This window comes from Streptomyces sp. UF-297 (assembly GCF_058245575.1).
The window spans coordinates 67,576-85,093 of the sequence record NZ_JBSIBZ010000031.1 but is presented as its reverse complement, the minus strand read 5'-3'; the positions used below and the strand labels follow the sequence as shown (position 1 = coordinate 85,093).

The following is a 17,518-nucleotide window of genomic DNA, read 5'->3' as shown; positions in this document are numbered from 1 at the left end:
GCGGATCATCCAGGACAAGACCGATGCCGAGGGCGGCGAGGTCACCCCCGCCGACATCTGGACCGTCTTCCAGGACGAGTACCTGCCCACGCCCGACAACGCCTGGGGCCGGATCGCGCTGCGCTCCGCCCAGACCTCGACCACGAGCGAGGGCACCGACGCGCTGACCGTCGAGGCCGTCGTCGACGGCGCCGACACGGTCCTGACCGGCACCGGCAACGGCCCGCTGGCCGCCTTCATCGACTCGCTGACCGCCATCGACGCCGACGTACGCGTACTGGACTACGTCGAGCACACCATGAGCGAGGGCGCCGGCGCCCAGGCCGCCGCCTATGTCGAATGCGCCATCGGCGACAAGGTCCTGTGGGGCGTCGGCGTCGACGCCAACATCGTGCGCGCCTCGATCAAGGCCGTGGTCTCGGCCGTCAACCGCGCGGCGCGCTGACACCCGCACACCCCGCGTCAACCCGGCCCCGCCCGTCCACCTCGGACGGGCGGGGTTTCGGCCCAGGCTCTTACGTATCCGGGCAGTTGTCCGGTACGAGGTACTGACGCCGCATCATCGATGTGGCTAACATCACGTCAACGCGGCAGGCTCTGCTTTCGACGCCCACGTGTTGAGCAGAGGTGGAGCGGGCGTGGCGAGTGGAACGTTGCCGAAGCGTTTTTCGGAGGTCCGGCGTGATGCGCAAGGTGTGTGTGGTGGGCGTGCGTACGTCGTGGCGCACCGTGGCCGACGGCGAGTTCTTCTGCCCCGACTGCGGCGGTGACCGCAACTACGAGCGCCGCACCGGCTGCCGCCGTCTGACCGTCCTCGGTGTGCCGCTGCTGCCGCGCGGCACCGCGGGCCCGGTCGTCGAATGCTGCGCCTGCCGCGGCCACTTCGGCCTGGACACCCTGGACCACCCCACCACCACCCGCTTCTCGGCGATGCTCCGCGACGCCGTGCACACCATCACCCTCGCGGTGCTGGCCGCCGGCGGCACGGCCTCCCGCGCGGTCCGCGGCACCGCCGTCGAGACGGTGCGCTCCTCCGGCTTCGCCGACTGCACGGAGGACCAGCTGCTCACCCTCCTCGCCGCGCTGGCCGCCGACACCGGCAGGCTGCCGCGCGCCTACGAAGGGGGCGGCTCCACAACGGACTTCGGCGGCGGCCGCGGCGGCCTGGACCCCTGCGGTACGGCGCTGGCCATAGAGCTCCACGAGGCGCTGGAGCCCCTCGCCCCGCACCTCGCTCCGGCCGGCCGCGAATCGCTCCTCCTCCAGGGCGCCCGCATCGCCCTGGCCGACGGCCCCTACAGCCCCTCCGAGCGCGAGGTCCTCACCACCGTCGGCACGGCCCTCCTCCTGTGCCCCGACGACACGGCCCGCCTCATGGCGGCGGCCCGCACCCCGTCCTGAGCTGCCCGCACCCCGTCCCGACCGGCCCGCGAGACGGGTAACCGGCTGTCCGTACGGGGCACTCGCGCCCATAACGTGCGCCGCGCTGCGACGCGGCGCCCGTGGGGTGCCATCGGGCACCGCCTTTCAGCGAGCCCCCCTGCCCCCTGAAGGAAAGGTGCGGCGCACCACCGCCCCTCGCACTCCGGCCGGGGGCAGGGCGGGGTGCGGCGTGCGGGAGAATGGCGGCATGAGTCTGTTCCGCGACGACGGCATTGTGCTGCGCACCCAGAAGCTGGGGGAAGCGGACCGCATCATCACGATCCTCACGCGCGGTCACGGCCGCGTACGGGCCGTGGCGCGTGGGGTGCGGCGCACCAAGTCGAAGTTCGGGGCGCGGCTGGAGCCGTTCTCGCACGTGGACGTGCAGTTCTTCGCGCGCGGCAGCGAGCTGCTCGGGCGCGGCCTGCCGCTGTGTACGCAGAGTGAGACGATCGCCGCGTACGGCAGCGGAATCGTCACGGACTACGCCCGCTACACGGCCGGGACGGCCATGCTGGAGACGGCGGAGCGGTTCACCGACCACGAGGGCGAGCCGGCCGTCCAGCAGTATCTGCTGCTGGTGGGCGGGCTGCGCACGCTGGCGCGCGGGGAGCACGAGCCGCATCTGGTGCTGGACGCCTTCCTGCTGCGCTCGCTGGCCGTGAACGGGTACGCGCCCAGTTTCGAGGGCTGCGCGAAGTGCGGAATGCCCGGTCCCAACCGGTTCTTCTCCGTGGCCTCCGGAGGCGTGGTGTGCGGCGACTGCCGGGTGCCCGGCAGCGTCGTACCCTCCTCGGAGGCCATCGGGCTCCTGGGGGCGCTGCTCACGGGGGACTGGGCGACCGCCGATGCCTGCGAGCCCCGGCACGTACGCGAGGGCAGCGGGCTGGTGGCGGCGTATCTGCACTGGCACCTGGAGCGCGGTCTGCGGTCCTTGCGGTACGTGGAGAAATAGGCCCGGCGGCCTCGTACACCCACTCACGGACAACCCCATACATCCATGACACCGGCCGGCTGCGAAGCCCGTCGGCGAGAGAAATAGGAGACGTGGCGCGCATGGCACGACGCGGGATTCTGGGACGTAATCGGCGTGCATACCTGACGCCCGAGCCGCACCCCTCCGGTGCGCGTCCGCCGAAGATCCCCGGTGAGCTGGTCCCCGGCCATGTCGCGATCGTCATGGACGGCAACGGCCGGTGGGCCAAGCAGCGCGGGCTGCCGCGGACCGAGGGGCACAAGGTGGGCGCCGAGCAGGTGCTGGACGTGCTGCAGGGGGCGATCGAGATGGGCGTCAAGAACATCTCGCTGTACGCCTTTTCCACCGAGAACTGGAAGCGCTCGCCGGACGAGGTGCGCTTCTTGATGAACTTCAACCGCGACTTCATCCGCAAGACCCGCGACCAGCTGGACGGACTCGGGGTCCGGGTGCGCTGGGTGGGCCGGATGCCCAAGCTGTGGAAGTCCGTGGCCAAGGAGCTCCAGGTCGCCCAGGAGCAGACCAAGGACAATGACGCGCTGACGCTGTATTTCTGCATGAACTACGGCGGGCGTGCGGAAATCGCGGACGCCGCACAGGCGTTGGCGGCCGATGTGCGGGCCGGCCGGCTCGACCCGGCGAAGGTCAACGAGAAGACCTTCGCCAAGTACCTCTACTACCCGGACATGCCGGATGTGGACATGTTCCTGCGTCCTTCGGGCGAGCAGCGCACCTCCAACTACCTGATCTGGCAGAGCGCTTATGCCGAAATGGTCTACCAGGACGTGCTGTGGCCGGACTTCGACCGCCGCAATCTGTGGGACGCCTGCTACGAATTCGCCCAGCGCGACCGGAGGTTCGGCGGGGCGATCCCCAATGAGCAGCAGCCGCGGGAAGGTTCCGCGGCTGAGTGAACGATCCGAACGAATCGAGCAAGGTGAACGAGACAGTGGCGACGCAGCCGGTGGAGCTGGTCTACCGGTACACGCAGGACGACTTCCACCAGGCGCTGCGGGCGCGGGCGCGCCGGACCGGCGTCGGGCGCCTGAGGTGGCCGCTGCTGACCGCGGGGGTGATCCTCGTCGCGCTGGAGATCGCCTTCATCTGGGGTGGTGACGGCCCGAGCGCGGCGCCGGTCGTCATGGGGGTGTGCATGGTCATGAGCGTGGCGCTCATCGCGTCGGCCCCCCGGCGCCAGGCCCAGGCCCTGTACAGGCTGGTGGAGCGGCACGGCGAGTGCCGCACGGTCGTGGACGACAGCGGTTTTCGCGGCACCACGGCCCTCGGGGAGATCACGACGGGCTGGCAGGCGTTCCCGCGCTACGCGGAGACGGACGCGGTCTTCGTCCTGCTGAGCCCCGACAAGAAGGCGGGATCGCTGACGGTGATCCCCAAGCGGGGCGCGGCGGGCCCGGCCGACGTGGACCGGCTGCGCGGCCTCCTGGACCGGTATCTGACCAGGCTCTGAACGGCGAGCGGCCGCCGACACCGCAGGGTGTCGGCGGCCGTTCTCGCGTTATGCGTCGGCGGCCGCGGCGCACTCGCCGCAGGTGCCGAAGATCTCGATGGTGTGGGCGACGTCCTGGAAGCCGTGTTCGGCGGCGATCTGGTCCGCCCACTTCTCCACGGCCGGGCCCTCGACCTCGACGGCCTTGCCGCAGGTGCGGCACACCAGGTGATGGTGGTGATCGTCGGTGCTGCACCTGCGGTAGACGGCCTCGCCGTCGTTGGTGCGCAGCACATCGACCTCGCCGGCGTCGGCGAGGGACTGGAGCGTGCGGTACACGGTGGTCAGCCCTACCGAATCGCCCCGGTGTTTGAGCATGTCGTGCAGCTCCTGTGCGCTGCGGAACTCATCCACCTCGTCGAGTGCCGCGGCCACGGCGGCCCGCTGCCGCGTCGACCGGCCGCGTACCGGAGATCCCGCGCTCGTCGCCACCGTTGCCTCCCTGGAACTGCTGGACTTCCCCCTGCACATGCGTCCGGCCATTGTGCCAGGTGATGACCGGAACCCGGATGGGCCGCTTACATCTACACCTACATTTACGTAGAGAGACGTACGCCCGCGTGTACGAGCGCACGTCCCACCGTCGCATCAGACGCTGATGTCGTCCGCCGCGGGACGGCCGCCGGGCACCTTCAGGGTGCACTGCTCGGCGGGCCCCGCGGCAGCCCGGGCGCGCTTCCTGGCCAGCGGGGCCGCGAGCGCGGTGAGCACCACGAACAGGCCGATGGCCAGCAGCACGATCGTCGCGCCGGACGGCACGTCCACGTAGTACGAGGCCACGGTGCCCGACAGGGTCACCGCCACACCGATGGCCACCGCGACCACGAAGGTGACGGCGAAGCTGCGGGCGATCTGCTGGGCGGCCGCGACCGGGATCACCATCAGGGCGCTGACCAGCAGCAGGCCGACCACCCGCATCGCGACGGTGACGGTGACCGCGGCGGTGACGGCGATCAGGAGGTTCAGCAGCCGCACCGGCAGGCCGGTGACCCGGGCGAACTCCTCGTCCTGGCAGACCGAGAAGAGCTGCCGCCGCAGCCCGATGGTGATCGCCATCACCAGCACCGCGAGGACGCAGATCGTGACCATGTCCTGCGGTGAGACGGTGGTGATCGCGCCGAAGAGGTAGGTGTTGAGCTGCGCGTTGGAGCCGGTGGCGGACAGGCTCATCAGCATCACGCCGCCCGCCATGCCGCCGTAGAAGAGCATGGCCAGCGCCAGGTCGCCGCGGGTCTTGCCGTACCAGCGGAGCAGCTCCATGGCCACCGAGCCGGCGATGGCGACCGCGGTGGCCACCCACACCGGAGTGGCCCAGGCCTGACTGGAATTGATCAGGAAGCCCAGGCCCACGCCGGTCAGCGCGATGTGCCCGATGCCGTCGCCCATCAGGGCCTGGCGGCGCTGTACGAGGTAGATGCCGATGGCGGGGGCGGTGATGCCGACGATCAGGGCGGCGATCAGCGCCCGCTGCATGAAGGCGTAGTTCAGGATGTCCATCAGGTCAGCAGCCCTGTCCGGATCGGTTCGGCGCCCGCGTCGGCGTGCGGGTGTACGTGGTCGTGGCCGGGCAGCGCGTGCTGTCCCACGGCCTTGGGGGGCGGCCCGTCGTGCGTGACGCAGCCGTCGCGCAGCACCACCGCGCGGTCGATCAGCGGCTCCAGCGGGCCCAGCTCGTGCAGGACCAGCAGCACGGTGGTGCCGGCCGCGACCTGCTCGCGCAGCGCGGCGGCGAGGACCTCCTGGCTGGCCAGGTCGACCCCGGCCATCGGCTCGTCCATGATCAGCAGTTCCGGCCCGCCGGCCAGCGCGCGGGCTATCAGCACCCGCTGGTGCTGCCCGCCGGACAGCGCGGCCACCGGGTCCTTGAGGCGGTCGGCCATGTCCACCAGCTCCAGGGCCCGCCGTACGGCGGCGCGGTCCGCCTTGCGCAGCACGCCCAGCTTCGTACGGGCCAGCCGGCCCGCGGTGACGACCTCGCGCACGGTGGCGGGCACACCGCTGGCGGCGGTGGTGCGCTGCGGTACGTACCCGATGCGCGCCCAGTCCCTGAACCGCTTCTGAGCGGTGCCGAACAGCTCCAACTCGCCGCTGGTGAGCGGCACTTGGCCGATGATGGTGCGTACGGCGGTGGACTTGCCCGAGCCGTTGGCGCCGAGCAGCGCCACGACCTCGCCGCGCCCCACGGTCAGGTCGATGCCGCGCAGCACCGGCCGGGCGCCCATGGACGCACTCGCCCCGCGCAGCGATATGACCGGCTGGCCCGTTCCCATGCTGACCTCCGTCACTGGTGTCACTTGGCGCCGAGCGCCTTCTGAAGGGCGGCGAGGTTGGCGTCCATGACCTCGAAGTAGTCCTTGCCCTTGGACTTGCCGGTGATGCCCTCCAGCGGATCCAGGACATCGGTCTTCAGCTTGAGGTCGCCGGCCAGCGTCTGGGCGGTCTTGGGGCTGGCGATGGTCTCGAAGAAGACGGTGGAGACGTGGTGGTCCTTGGCCAGCTTGTGCAGGGCCTTGACGCGGGCGCCGCTGGGCTCGGACTCGGGGTCGATGCCGTTGACGGCCTCCTCGGTGAGGCCGTAGCGCTCGGCGAGGTACCCGAAGGCGGCGTGGGTGGTGATGAAGGTGTCCGACTTCTTGTTCTTCAGCCCGCTCTGGAACTTCTTGTCCAGCTCGCCGAGCTTCTTGACCAGATCGTCGGTGTTCTTCTGGAAGTCGGCCTTGTGGGCGGGGTCGGCCTTGGCCAGGGTCTGGTTGACGCCCTTGGCGACCTCGGCGAACTTCAGCGGGTCGAGCCAGACGTGCGGGTCGGCGGCGCCGTCACCGTGGTCGTGGTCGTGGCCGCCGTGCGAGGAGCCGTTGTCGCCGGTGGTGTGGTCGTGGCCGTCGACCTCCGTGCCGTGCTCCTCCAGCTTGGTCAGCGCGGCGGCGTCGGCGACGTTCTTGACCTGGGACTGCGCGACGGCGTCGTCCACGGCGGGCTGCAGGCCCTTGAGGTAGACGATCGCGTCGGACTCGCCGAGCTGGGCGGTCTCCTTGGCGGTCAGCTCCAGGTCGTGCGGCTCCACGCCGGGCTTGGTGAGGTTGGTGACCTGCACGTGGTCCCCGCCGATCTCCTTGGCGAGGAACTCCATCGGGTAGAACGACGCCGTGACACTGAGCCGGTCCCCGCTCTTGCCGTCGGCGGAGCCCGTGGAGCAGGCCGACAGGGCGAGGAGGCCGAGCACACCGGCTCCGGCGAGGGCTGCGGTCGATATGTGGCGTCGTACGTTCATGACAGTCATTTTCAACAAAGATGGAAACGATTGTCAACAAAGCTGTTCGGGAGAAGGTCGCGGCCGAGCGACCGGGAACCGATTTGATCCGGGGGGTACGGCCGCCGGTACCCTGAGCCATTCGCCCACGCGTCTCCCGACCACGACCCCTCGCGGAGGCGCTGAGCGCCGCCCCACCCACCGTCCGTCGTCGCAATGAAGAGAGCACCGTGGCCGCCGACAAGATCGACACCATCGTCAGCCTGAGCAAGCGCCGTGGCTTCGTCTACCCGTGCAGTGAGATCTACGGCGGCCAGCGCGCCGCCTGGGACTACGGGCCGCTCGGTGTGGAGCTCAAGGAGAACATCAAGCGTCAGTGGTGGCGCTCCATGGTCACCTCGCGCGACGACGTGGTCGGTATCGACTCCTCCGTGATCCTGGCCTCCGAGGTCTGGGTGGCCTCCGGCCACGTCGCGACCTTCACCGACCCGCTCACCGAGTGCACCTCCTGCCACAAGCGCTTCCGGGCCGACCACCTCACCGAGGCCTACGAGGCCAAGCACGGCAAGGAGCCGGCCAACGGCCTGGCCGACGTGAACTGCCCGCACTGCGGCAACAAGGGCGGCTTCACCGAGCCCAAGCAGTTCTCCGGCCTGCTCTCCACCCACCTCGGCCCGACGCAGGACACCGGCTCGGTCGCGTACCTGCGCCCCGAGACCGCGCAGGGCATCTTCACCAACTTCGCGCAGGTGCAGCAGACTTCCCGCAAGAAGCCGCCGTTCGGCATCGCGCAGATGGGCAAGTCCTTCCGGAACGAGATCACTCCGGGCAACTTCATCTTCCGCACCCGCGAGTTCGAGCAGATGGAGATGGAGTTCTTCGTCAAGCCGGGCGAGGACGAGCACTGGCAGCAGTACTGGATGGACCAGCGCTGGAACTGGTACCGCGACCTGGGCATCCGCGAGGAGAACATCCGCTGGTACGACCACCCGGCGGAGAAGCTCTCGCACTACTCCAAGCGCACCGCCGACATCGAGTACCGCTTCCAGTTCGGCGGCTCGGAGTGGGGCGAGCTGGAGGGTGTGGCCAACCGCACCGACTACGACCTCTCCTCGCACTCCAAGGCGTCCGGCCAGGACCTCTCCTACTTCGACCAGGAGGCCGGCGAGCGCTACACCCCGTACGTCATCGAGCCCGCGGCCGGTGTCGGCCGGGCCATGCTCGCCTTCATGCTGGACGCCTACACCGAGGACGAGGCGCCCAACGCCAAGGGCAAGATGGAGAAGCGCACCGTGCTGCGCCTGGACCCGCGCCTGGCGCCGGTCAAGGTCGCCGTGCTGCCGCTGTCCCGCAACCCGCAGCTCTCGCCGAAGGCCAAGGGCCTTGCGACCGACCTGCGCAAGAACTGGAACATCGAGTTCGACGACGCGGGCGCCATCGGCCGCCGCTACCGCCGCCAGGACGAGATCGGCACCCCGTTCTGCGTCACGGTCGACTTCGACACCCTCGACGACAACGCCGTCACGGTGCGCGAGCGCGACACGATGAAGCAGGAGCGGGTCTCCCTGGACCAGATCCAGAGCTACCTGGGCGGCCGCCTGCTGGGCTGCTAGTCGCCTGCGACGCGCTGGGCCGATGAACGCCACGGTGCCGGACCTCCCGTAACGGGGGTCCGGCACCGTGCTGTTGGGGCGCGGCGGAGGATTCTTTCCCGCGGCCGGGATGCTCCCTGCGGCGGAAGGGTCTTCTCCGCCGCGACGGCGAGACGTCGTACGGCGCATTCCGGCGCCGCCGGACCCGGCGTGGCCCGCCGTGGATCAAGCCCGGTCGGCCCGTGCGGCCGCCCGTGCGGCGAGCGTCCCGCACAGGCCCGCCAGGGGCAGTTCCGCGCACACGGCCATCGTCACCGCGACGGCCAGTGCCGCGCCCGGCGCCGCCGTGGCGAGGTCGAGGCAGGCGTCCGCGGCGAGCAGGAGGGCCGCCGTCGCGGCGGCCGTACGCGGGGCCGCCTCGCCGCGTACGAGGCGGGCGCCGACCGTGAGCAGGCAGGCCGCCTCCGCCGTGTCCAGGGCCACCCACGCCGCCGCCTGGGCGGGCGGCAGGGTGCCCGCGAGATAGCCCATCCACGGCAGCAGCGCCAGGCCGGCAGCGGCCAGCAGGCGGCCCTGCCAGACGCGCCGGGGCGCGGCGAGCCGGGCCCGCAGCCCGGCGCGGCGGGGCGGAAGGCGCAGCGAACGGCGGGCGGGAGCGGGAGCGTTGAAGGCGATCATGGCCATGGGACGGGCCTCCTCCGGGACGGCGGGCCCGGCCTTCGGACCCCGCGATCAACCCTCCCGGCCGGGGCGAGAGCAGTCAGTAGCGCCGCTGTCCGTCCCGGGGTGGCACCAGTTGCACCCCCGAACCGGACACTGGCGCCATGGACCCGTCCTGACCTGGGGATTTACCGTCGTCGTCATGAAGTTTCCCGCCGTGGCACAGCGCCTGCTTGCCCGACAGCACCAGCGGATGAAGTTCCTCGCCACCGGCGTGCTCCTGCACGGCACCGCCCTCGCGCTGTGGGTGTGGTGCGGCGTCACGGTCTTCTACGCGCCGGGCGCAGCGCTCCTGCCGCTCGTCCTCGCGCTGTCGTGGGTGGTGCCGGTGACCTGGCTCCAGCGCCGCCGCTTCGCGGCCTTCGCCGGCATCGCCATCGCGCCCAACCCGCCCGTGGAGGACGGCAGCTGGCCCCGGCGCGCCCGGGCCCGCCTGCGCTCGCGCCAGTACTGGCGGCAGATCGCCTACCACCAGGTGGCCGGGGTGTTCCTGGGCGTGGTGGAGGCGGCGCTCCTGCTGCTGTGGACCGCCGGCTGGCTGGGCTTCACGCTGTACGCCTGGCTGTGGCTGTTCCCCATGCAGTGGCCGATCGTGGAGTGGGCCAATGTCGACGGCTGGATCCTCAGCGTCCTGGGCATCCCCGCCCTGCTGGCCGCGCCGCGCCTGACCCGCTCCCTGCTGCGCCTCGAACTGCCCGTGGCGCAGCGGCTGCTGGGCGCCAGCCGGGCCGAGGAGCTGGAGCGCAGGGTCGAGGACCTCACCGAGCGCCGGGCCGACACGGTGGCCGCCGCCGACGCCGAGCGCCGCCGGATCGAGCGGGATCTGCACGACGGCGCCCAGCAGCGCCTGGTGTCCCTCGCGGTCAACCTGGGCCTGGCCAGGGCCACCCTGACCGACCTGCCGCCCGAGGCCCGCCAGGTCATCGACGAGGCGCACCGCGAGGCCAAGGAGGCCCTGGAGGAGCTCAACCAGCTCGTACGGGGACTGCACCCGCACGTCCTGGACGACCGCGGGCTGGACGCGGCGCTCTCCGGCATCGCGGCCCGTACGCCCATCCCCGTACAGGTGCGGGTGGACGTGGCGCGCCGGGCGGCGCCCGCGGTGGAGGCCGTCGCCTACTTCGTGGTCTCCGAGGCGCTGGCGAACGTCACCAAGCACTCCGGTGCCTCGCGCGCGGAGGTCACCGCCGGACGGGCCGGTGACACGCTGCGGATACGCGTCACCGATGATGGCAAGGGCGGGGCGGACCCCGCCGCAGGGACCGGCCTGACCGGCCTCGCCCGGCGCGTGGCCTCCGTGGACGGCTCCCTGGCCATCGACAGCCCCCGAGGGGGCCCGACCATCGTCACCGTGGAGCTGCCGTGCACGCTGTGAAGCGCGCTGTGATCGCCGAGGATTCCGTGCTGCTGCGGATCGGGGTGGTCAAGGTGCTGGAGACGGCGGGGTTCGAGGTGGTGGCCGAAGCGGGGGACGCGGAGGGGCTGTTGCGGGCGGTTCAGGAGCACCGTCCGGACATCGCGGTGGTGGACGTGCGGATGCCGCCCGGCTTCACGGACGAGGGGGTACGCGCCGCTCTGGTCGTCCGTCAGCAGTGGCCCGGTACGGCCGTGCTGATGCTCTCCCAGTACGTCGAGGAGCGCTACGCCGCCGAACTGCTCTCCGCCAACACCAGCGGCGTCGGCTACCTCCTCAAGCAGCGGGTCGCCGATGTGGAGGAGTTCATCGAGGCGCTGCGCCGGGTCGCCGACGGCGGTACCGCGCTGGACCCGCAGGTCGTGGCGCAGCTGCTGGTACGGCGGCCCAGCGACCCGCTGGAGCGGCTGACCGAGCGCGAGCGGGAGGTGCTGGCCCTGATGGCCGAGGGCCGCTCCAACGCGGGGATCGCCGGGCAGCTGGTGGTCAGCGAGAGCGCGGTGGCCAAGCACATCAACAGCATCCTGGCCAAGCTGGACCTGCCCAAGGCGGACGCCGACCACCGCCGCGTACTGGCCGTACTGCGGTTCCTGGGCGTGGGCTGAGGCGCCGGCCGGGCCGCGGACCGGACCCCGGGGACCGGGCCGCCGCGCAACTTCCGCATGCGTCCCCCATCGGGGATCTTTCCGTCACTCGCCGGCACCGGGCACTCGAATGCCAGGGGCTCCGGGCTCGTCGCAGTCCGGTGTACTTCCGCGCCCCTTCAGGGGCGCGGGGCCGCTTCGAAGTGCGGCGCGACGGGCTCCCGCCGGGCCGCGGTGACACGACCGCACGTCCAGCGGAGCGCTCAGCGCAGGCCGCGCAGGACCAGGTCGCGTACGGACTCGAAGGCCGCGGTGATCTCCGGGCGGGACCACTCGGCCGCGTAGCAGGGGTCGTGGAAGCGGCCCGTGGCGTCGAAGACCGCGCGGGCCGTGGCGGCGGGGTCGGGGGCGGTGAACTCGCCCTGGGCGACGCCCGCTTCGACGAGCGCGGTGAGCTGGCCGACGAGATCGCCGATGTGCCGCTCCACCACCCCGCCGCTCTCGCCGATCAGCGTCATGTACGTCGCGAACAGCTCGGGGTCGTCGCCCGCCTTGTGCCGCTTGGCCTCGAAGAGGGCGGACAGCCAGCCGGCCAGCCGCTCGGCGGCCGGGCCTTCCTGCGCGACGACGCCCGCCAGCTGCTCGCTCGTACGGTCCAGCCAGCGCCCGGTGACGGCCTCGCGCAGCGCCGCCTTCGTACGGAAGTGGCGGTAGACGCTGCCGTGGCTGACCCCCAGCGCGCGGGCCACGTCCACGACCGTCGCCTTGGCCGGGCCGTAGCGGCGCAGCACCTCCTCGGTGGCTTCGAGGATGCGTTCGGGGGTCAGGGTCTCGGGCGGCATGGGGTGGTACGGGCCTTTCGGTCGGGGGCGCCGGCCAAGGGCGCCGGGCACGTACGGACCGTACCCGGCGCCCTTGACCGGCACGCCGGCCGGTCCTCTCGGGGCCTGGTCTCAGCGCTCGCTGTCCATGTGGGCCAGCTGTGCGGCGGGGTAGCGCTCGCCGGCCGCGGCGCCCGCCGGGACGGCGCGCTCGATCGCGGCCAGGTCGGCGTCGTCCAGGGTCACCTGAAGGGCGCCCAGGGCCTCGTCGAGGCGGTCGCGGCGGCGGGCGCCGACCAGCGGGACGATGTCCTCGCCGCGCGAGAGGACCCAGGCGATGGCGGTCTGCGCGACGGTGACGCCCTTGGCGTCGGCGACCTGGCGCAGCGCGTCGACCAGGCTGAGGTTGTGCTCCAGGTTCTCGCCCTGGAAGCGCGGGCTCATGCCGCGGAAGTCGCCCGCCGCCAGCTCGCGGTCGCGGGTGAAGTGGCCGCTGATCAGGCCGCGCGAGAGCACGCCGTACGCGGTGACGCCGATGCCCAGCTCGCGGGCGGTGGGCAGGATCTCCTCCTCGATGCCGCGGGAGATGAGGCTGTACTCGATCTGCAGATCGCTGATCGGGGCGACGGCGGCGGCCCGGCGCAGCGTGTCGGCGCCGACCTCGGAGAGGCCGATGTGGCGTACGTGACCGGCCTGGACCAGCTCCGCGATGGCGCCGACGGTCTCCTCGATGGGGACGTCGGGGTCGATCCGGGCGATCCGGTAGATGTCGATGTGGTCGGTGCCCAGGCGCTGCAGCGAGTAGGCGGCGAAGTTCTTGACGGCGGCGGGGCGGCCGTCGTAGCCGGACCAGCCGCCCTCGACGGTGCGCAGGGCGCCGAACTTGACGCTGGTCAGGGCCTGTTCGCGCAGGGCCGCGGGGGCGGTGCGCAGGGCCTGGTTGATGAGCAGTTCGTTGTGGCCCATGCCGTAGAAGTCGCCGGTGTCCAGCAGGGTGATGCCCGCTTCGAGGGCGGCGTGGACGGTGGCGATGGACTCGGCGCGGTCGCTCTCGCCGTACAGGGCGGACATGCCCATGCAGCCGAGGCCGAGGGCGGCGGTCTGCGGGCCGGTCTTGCCGAGGGTGCGGGTCTGCACGGGGGACTCCTCAAGGGAAGTGGGGCGGGATGCCTCCACCATGGCATGACGGCTGACAGATTTCAATATCTGTCAGCCGTTACTCGTCTTGTGCTGCTCAAGGGGGGCGTCTCTCGGCCGTGGCCTCGGGAATTTGCCTGCCTTTGGCGTTACGGGGAATCGGTGGTGTCGGCAAGGATCGGAGGCGCTTGATCCCGCGGACGGGGTGCTCGACCCCGCGGACGACCCCCGCACGGACCCACGAGACGAGGACGAGGGCATGAACGAGACGTTCAAGGTGACCGGCGAGACGTTCGAGGCGACCATGGACGCGCGACCGGAGCCGTACGGGTTCGACCCGCGGCGCACGGCCGTCGTCGTGGTGGACATGCAGAACGACTTCGGCGCCGAGGGCGGCATGGTCGACCGGTCCGGCACCGACATCTCCGAGTTCCGTACGACGATCGGGCCCACCGCCCGGGTGCTGGCCGCGGCCCGCGGCGCCGGTATCCGCGTCGTCTACCTCCAGCACGGCTACGCGCCGGACCTGTCCGACATGGGCCCGCGCGGCGCGAAGAACCGCCTGGTCCACGAGCCGCTGAACGTGGGGCAGGCCGTCCAGGCCCCCGACGGGCGCAAGAGCCGGATTCTGGTGCGCGGCACCTGGAACACCGAGATCGTGCCCGAACTGGCCCCGCAGGAGGGCGACTTCCTCGTGGGCAAGACCCGCTACAGCGGCTTCTTCCGCACCGAACTGGACGCCACCCTGCGCCGCCTGGAGATCCGCGACCTGGTCCTGCTCGGCTGGAGCACCAGCGACTGCGTCGAGGCGACGGCCAGGGACGCCTTCTACCGCGACTACCGCACGGTGGTCCTGGCGGACTGCACCGCCGAGCCGCACGGCCCCACGTTCCACGAGAACTCGCTCACGCTCATCGAGCGGATGTCGGGCTGGGTCTCGGACTCGGCGCGCTTCCTGGACTCGCTGCGGCACTGACCGGCGCGAACCAGTACCTCGCGGGCGCGCTCCGGGCGGTGGGTTCGGACAATCCCCGGCGGTATCGCGCCAGTTCCCGGCGCCCGTGGACCCGCTGTGGTGGCTCGTTTCCGACCTGCCGGGCGCGCTCCGCGGGACGTGCGGCCGGTCGGCTGCGGGCCGTCGGTGTCCGGCTGGTCGCGCCCACGCGGCGGAGCCGCATATCGGCACGGCACCGCGCCCCTTACAGGGCGCGGAGTTCCGGCGCGGCATCGCGCCCAATAAGGGCGCGGGGAACCGCGCGACCGGCCCCCACCGGCCTGCGGGTTCATGACCGCACTTCCAGCGAAGCGCTCAGCCCGAAGCGGCCCGGTCGCCCGCCGGTGCGGCCTCGTGCGCGATGCGCGCGGCCGCGCGGCGGGCGGTGTTTCGGGCCCACCGGCCGCTGGTCAGGGCGCCGAGCAGGAGGACGGCCGCGCCGCAGCCGGTGATGATCCACCAGGCGGGGCGGGCGGCCGTGACGAAGCCGTCGCCGGCGCCGTCGACCGCGCCGCCCGCCAGTACGGCCCCGATCACCGCGACGCCCAGGGACTGGCCCACCTGGCGGCTGGTGGAGGCGACGGCGGCCGCCACCCCGGCCTGCTCGCGCGGCATCCCGGACACCGCGGTGTTGGTGATCGGCGCGTTGACCAGGCCGAAGCCGATGCCGAACAGGACGTAGCCGGTGAAGAGCAGGGCGGTGGTGGACTCCGCGTCGAAGGCGGCGAAGAGCACGCCGCTCGCTCCCATCGCCAGCCCGGCCAGCAGCAGCGGGAGCCGCGGCCCGCGGGCCCCGACCAGCCGCCCCGACAGCGGCGCGAACAGCAGCGTCATCGAGGCCATCGGCAGCATGTAGAGCCCGGCCTCAAGCGCGCTCAGTCCGCGTACGTCCTGGAGATAGAGGGTGTTGACGAACAGGAAGCCGCCCAGCGCGGCGAAGGCCGAGACCGCCACGACGGTGGCGCCGCTGAAGGGCGCGCTGCGGAAGAAGCGCAGATCGATCAGCGGCTCGGTGCGCCGCCGCTCGTACAGGACCAGCCCGGCCAGCGAGGCCACCGCCAGCGCGAGGCACCCCAGGATCAGCCCGGAGCCCCAGCCCGCCTCCGGCGCCTCGATGATCGCGTACGTCAGCGAGCCGAGCAGCGCGATGATCAGGACCTGGCCCACCGGGTCGACCCGGCGCGGCCTGGGCGCGCGCGACTCCGGCACGTACCGCACGGTCAGGAAGAGGGCCAGCGCCCCGATGGGCACATTGATCCAGAAGATCGCGCGCCAGCCGACACTCTCCACCAGCAGCCCGCCGATCACCGGGCCCGCGGCCATGCTGATGCCCACGACACCGCCCCACACCCCGATGGCGCGGGCCCGTTCCTGGGGTTCGGTGAAGGTGTTGGTGATGATCGACATTGCGACGGGGTTGAGCATCGAGCCGCCGACGGCCTGCACCATACGGAAGACGATCAGCCAGCTCAGGTCCGGCGCCAGGCTGCACAGCAGCGAGCCCAGCGCGAAGAGCACCAGACCGGCCTGGAAGACGCGGCGTCGGCCCAGGCGGTCGGCGGTGGAGCCGGCCAGCATCAGCAGCGAGGCCAGAACCAGGGTGTAGGCGTCGATGGTCCACTGCATCCCGGCCACCGAGGCGTCCAGGTCGGCGCGCATGGCGGGCAGCGCGATGTTGAGGATGGTGTTGTCCAGGCTGACGATGAGCAGGCTCATGCAGCAGATCGCCAGCACGAGCAGACGCCGCCGGTGGCTGAGCTCAGACATGCTTGAAAGCTACAACCATCCGGGTCCAAAGGCTCTGGCGGGGGCGGCGCTCACGTGCGGGACAATGGGAGGTCGCTCCTGCCCGTACGCACCCGTCGAAGGAACCCGCTCCACATGACTTCGCTGCAGATCGGACCGCACGCCGTACAGCCGCCGGTGGTCCTGGCGCCGATGGCCGGGATCACCAATGCCCCCTTCCGGACGCTGTGCCGGGAGTTCAGCGGCGGCAAGGGCCTGTTCGTCAGCGAGATGATCACCACGCGGGCGCTGGTCGAGCGCAACGAGAAGACCATGCAGCTGATCCACTTCGACGAGAGCGAGAAGCCGCGCTCGATCCAGCTCTACGGCGTGGACCCGGACACCGTCGGCAAGGCCGTCCGCATGATCGCCGAAGAGGACCTGGCCGACCACATCGACCTGAACTTCGGCTGCCCGGTGCCCAAGGTGACGCGCAAGGGCGGCGGCTCGGCGCTGCCGTACAAGCGCCATCTGCTGCGCTCGATCCTGCGCGAGGCGGTCTCCAACGCCGGTGCGCTGCCGGTGACGATGAAGATGCGCAAGGGCATCGACGACGACCACATCACGTATCTGGACGCCGGGCGGATCGCGGTCGAGGAGGGCGTCACGGCGATCGCCCTGCACGGCCGTACGGCGGCGCAGCACTACGGCGGCACCGCCGACTGGGAGGCGATCGCGCGCCTGAAGGAGCACGTCCCCGAGATCCCGGTGCTGGGCAACGGCGACATCTGGTCCGCCGAGGACGCCCTGCGGATGGTGCGCGAGACCGGCTGCGACGGCGTGGTGGTCGGGCGCGGCTGCCTGGGGCGGCCGTGGCTCTTCGGCGACCTGGTGGCGGCCTTCGAGGGGACCGGACAGTACGCGGCGCCGACGCTCAAGGAGGTCGCGGCGGTCATGCTGCGGCACGCGACGCTGCTGGGGGAGTGGCTGGGCGACGAGGCGCGCGGCGTCATCGACTTCCGCAAGCACGTGGCCTGGTACACCAAGGGCTTCTCGATCGGCTCGGAATCGCGTAAGAAGCTGGCAATCGCCTCGTCCCTGGATGAAATGGACGCTCTTCTGAGCGAGCTGGACCTCGACCAGCCCTGGCCCATCGGCGCCGACGGCCCGCGCGGGCGCACCTCCGGCCGTAACCGCGTGGTCCTCCCGGACGGCTGGCTGGACGATCCCTACGACTGTGCGGGGGTCGGCGCGGAGGCGGAGCTGGACACCTCGGGCGGCTGATGGCCGCCGTCGGATGCCGGAAATGCGTCAGGTCCGGTGCGTGATTCTCGCCACCCTTGATAGGGGGTCCGCTCAGATGAGCGGATCTTGAG

Annotated in this window: 18 protein-coding genes; 10 read left to right on the top strand and 8 right to left on the bottom strand. The window is 71.5% G+C overall.

Going from position 1 to position 17,518, the window contains the following annotated elements; all coding sequences use genetic code 11:
• The 5 genes from AC4IJH_RS19630 to AC4IJH_RS19610 all read left to right on the top strand — a co-directional run.
• On the top strand, positions 1 to 445 hold a 445-nt coding region (locus AC4IJH_RS19630), incomplete at its 5' end, for an alpha-isopropylmalate synthase regulatory domain-containing protein (RefSeq protein WP_490853066.1).
• 239 nt (positions 446 to 684) lie between these two features.
• Positions 685 to 1,401, top strand: coding sequence for a tellurite resistance TerB family protein (locus AC4IJH_RS19625; RefSeq protein ID WP_490853072.1), 717 nt, complete (start codon positions 685 to 687; stop codon positions 1,399 to 1,401).
• Positions 1,402 to 1,630: 229 nt separating this feature from the next.
• Positions 1,631 to 2,377 carry a DNA repair protein RecO gene (gene recO / locus AC4IJH_RS19620; RefSeq protein WP_490853065.1) on the top strand — a complete coding sequence of 249 codons (747 nt, stop codon included), beginning with the start codon at positions 1,631 to 1,633 and terminating at the stop codon, positions 2,375 to 2,377.
• A 101-nt stretch (positions 2,378 to 2,478) separates the two neighbouring features.
• Positions 2,479 to 3,312: an isoprenyl transferase gene (locus AC4IJH_RS19615; RefSeq protein ID WP_490853064.1), complete on the top strand. Its 834-nt coding sequence runs from the start codon at positions 2,479 to 2,481 to the stop codon at positions 3,310 to 3,312.
• A complete protein-coding gene (locus AC4IJH_RS19610) occupies positions 3,309 to 3,866 on the top strand; it encodes a YcxB family protein (RefSeq protein ID WP_490853063.1) in 558 nt (185 codons plus the stop codon). Before AC4IJH_RS19615 ends, AC4IJH_RS19610 begins: the two co-directional genes overlap by 4 nt.
• A 48-nt stretch (positions 3,867 to 3,914) precedes the next feature.
• On the opposite strand, the gene AC4IJH_RS19605 is transcribed toward AC4IJH_RS19610, so the two are convergent.
• The 4 genes from AC4IJH_RS19605 to AC4IJH_RS19590 form a co-directional block, all read right to left on the bottom strand.
• On the bottom strand, positions 3,915 to 4,337 hold the full coding sequence (locus AC4IJH_RS19605; RefSeq protein ID WP_490853062.1) for a Fur family transcriptional regulator: 423 nt from the start codon (positions 4,335 to 4,337) through the stop codon (positions 3,915 to 3,917).
• Positions 4,338 to 4,493: 156 nt separating this feature from the next.
• Positions 4,494 to 5,402, bottom strand: a complete 909-nt coding sequence (locus tag AC4IJH_RS19600) for a metal ABC transporter permease (RefSeq protein WP_490853061.1) — start codon at positions 5,400 to 5,402, stop codon at positions 4,494 to 4,496.
• Positions 5,402 to 6,175, bottom strand: a complete 774-nt coding sequence (locus tag AC4IJH_RS19595; protein ID WP_490853060.1) for a metal ABC transporter ATP-binding protein — start codon at positions 6,173 to 6,175, stop codon at positions 5,402 to 5,404. Before AC4IJH_RS19595 ends, AC4IJH_RS19600 begins: the two co-directional genes overlap by 1 nt.
• 20 nt (positions 6,176 to 6,195) lie before the next feature.
• Positions 6,196 to 7,176, bottom strand: coding sequence for a metal ABC transporter substrate-binding protein (locus AC4IJH_RS19590; protein ID WP_490853059.1), 981 nt, complete (start codon positions 7,174 to 7,176; stop codon positions 6,196 to 6,198).
• A 209-nt stretch (positions 7,177 to 7,385) separates the two neighbouring features.
• On the opposite strand from AC4IJH_RS19590, the gene AC4IJH_RS19585 reads away from it, so the two are divergent.
• Entirely contained in the window at positions 7,386 to 8,768 is a 1,383-nt protein-coding gene (locus AC4IJH_RS19585) for a glycine--tRNA ligase (protein ID WP_490853058.1), read from the top strand.
• Positions 8,769 to 8,972: 204 nt separating this feature from the next.
• On the opposite strand, the gene AC4IJH_RS19580 is transcribed toward AC4IJH_RS19585, so the two are convergent.
• Positions 8,973 to 9,431, bottom strand: a complete 459-nt coding sequence (locus AC4IJH_RS19580; protein WP_490853057.1) for a hypothetical protein — start codon at positions 9,429 to 9,431, stop codon at positions 8,973 to 8,975.
• Positions 9,432 to 9,609: 178 nt separating this feature from the next.
• Here AC4IJH_RS19580 and AC4IJH_RS19575 point away from each other — a divergent pair, with 178 nt between their 5' ends.
• Together AC4IJH_RS19575 and AC4IJH_RS19570 are read left to right on the top strand one after the other, a co-directional pair.
• On the top strand, positions 9,610 to 10,842 hold the full coding sequence (locus AC4IJH_RS19575) for a sensor histidine kinase (RefSeq protein WP_490853056.1): 1,233 nt from the start codon (positions 9,610 to 9,612) through the stop codon (positions 10,840 to 10,842).
• Positions 10,843 to 10,850: 8 nt separating this feature from the next.
• On the top strand, positions 10,851 to 11,486 hold the full coding sequence (locus AC4IJH_RS19570) for a response regulator (RefSeq protein ID WP_490853071.1): 636 nt from the start codon (positions 10,851 to 10,853) through the stop codon (positions 11,484 to 11,486).
• A gap of 242 nt (positions 11,487 to 11,728) precedes the next feature.
• Here AC4IJH_RS19570 and AC4IJH_RS19565 read toward each other — a convergent pair whose 3' ends face one another.
• Both AC4IJH_RS19565 and AC4IJH_RS19560 read right to left on the bottom strand, forming a co-directional pair.
• The gene (locus AC4IJH_RS19565) at positions 11,729 to 12,307 is read right to left on the bottom strand and encodes a TetR/AcrR family transcriptional regulator (RefSeq protein WP_490853055.1); all 579 of its coding nucleotides are present in this window, start codon (positions 12,305 to 12,307) and stop codon (positions 11,729 to 11,731) included.
• A gap of 111 nt (positions 12,308 to 12,418) precedes the next feature.
• Positions 12,419 to 13,423, bottom strand: coding sequence for an aldo/keto reductase (locus tag AC4IJH_RS19560; RefSeq protein WP_490853054.1), 1,005 nt, complete (start codon positions 13,421 to 13,423; stop codon positions 12,419 to 12,421).
• Positions 13,424 to 13,682: 259 nt separating this feature from the next.
• Here AC4IJH_RS19560 and AC4IJH_RS19555 point away from each other — a divergent pair, with 259 nt between their 5' ends.
• Positions 13,683 to 14,399 (top strand): cysteine hydrolase family protein, encoded by a 717-nt coding sequence (locus tag AC4IJH_RS19555; protein ID WP_490853053.1) that lies wholly within the window; start codon positions 13,683 to 13,685, stop codon positions 14,397 to 14,399.
• A 333-nt stretch (positions 14,400 to 14,732) separates the two neighbouring features.
• Here the strand turns inward: AC4IJH_RS19555 and AC4IJH_RS19550 are convergent, their stop codons facing one another.
• Complete coding sequence (locus tag AC4IJH_RS19550) at positions 14,733 to 16,184, bottom strand: MFS transporter (protein ID WP_490853052.1); 1,452 nt, start codon at positions 16,182 to 16,184, stop codon at positions 14,733 to 14,735.
• Positions 16,185 to 16,298: 114 nt separating this feature from the next.
• Here AC4IJH_RS19550 and dusB point away from each other — a divergent pair, with 114 nt between their 5' ends.
• Positions 16,299 to 17,426: a tRNA dihydrouridine synthase DusB gene (gene dusB / locus AC4IJH_RS19545; protein WP_490853051.1), complete on the top strand. Its 1,128-nt coding sequence runs from the start codon at positions 16,299 to 16,301 to the stop codon at positions 17,424 to 17,426.
• Positions 17,427 to 17,518: the final 92 nt, after the last annotated feature.

What these genes read in the sequence shown, in the direction of transcription:
- recO (WP_490853065.1), top strand. Translation starts at nt 1,631, where the DNA reads ATGAGTCTGTTCCGCGACGACGGCATTGTGCTGCGCACCCAGAAGCTG.
- AC4IJH_RS19615 (WP_490853064.1), top strand. Translation starts at nt 2,479, where the DNA reads ATGGCACGACGCGGGATTCTGGGACGTAATCGGCGTGCATACCTGACG.
- AC4IJH_RS19595 (WP_490853060.1), bottom strand. Translation starts at nt 6,175, where the DNA reads ATGGGAACGGGCCAGCCGGTCATATCGCTGCGCGGGGCGAGTGCGTCC.
- AC4IJH_RS19555 (WP_490853053.1), top strand. Translation starts at nt 13,683, where the DNA reads ATGAACGAGACGTTCAAGGTGACCGGCGAGACGTTCGAGGCGACCATG.
- AC4IJH_RS19600 (WP_490853061.1), bottom strand. Translation starts at nt 5,402, where the DNA reads ATGGACATCCTGAACTACGCCTTCATGCAGCGGGCGCTGATCGCCGCC.
- AC4IJH_RS19550 (WP_490853052.1), bottom strand. Translation starts at nt 16,184, where the DNA reads ATGTCTGAGCTCAGCCACCGGCGGCGTCTGCTCGTGCTGGCGATCTGC.
- AC4IJH_RS19575 (WP_490853056.1), top strand. Translation starts at nt 9,610, where the DNA reads ATGAAGTTTCCCGCCGTGGCACAGCGCCTGCTTGCCCGACAGCACCAG.
- dusB (WP_490853051.1), top strand. Translation starts at nt 16,299, where the DNA reads ATGACTTCGCTGCAGATCGGACCGCACGCCGTACAGCCGCCGGTGGTC.
- AC4IJH_RS19580 (WP_490853057.1), bottom strand. Translation starts at nt 9,431, where the DNA reads ATGGCCATGATCGCCTTCAACGCTCCCGCTCCCGCCCGCCGTTCGCTG.
- AC4IJH_RS19625 (WP_490853072.1), top strand. Translation starts at nt 685, where the DNA reads ATGCGCAAGGTGTGTGTGGTGGGCGTGCGTACGTCGTGGCGCACCGTG.
- AC4IJH_RS19565 (WP_490853055.1), bottom strand. Translation starts at nt 12,307, where the DNA reads ATGCCGCCCGAGACCCTGACCCCCGAACGCATCCTCGAAGCCACCGAG.
- AC4IJH_RS19590 (WP_490853059.1), bottom strand. Translation starts at nt 7,176, where the DNA reads ATGAACGTACGACGCCACATATCGACCGCAGCCCTCGCCGGAGCCGGT.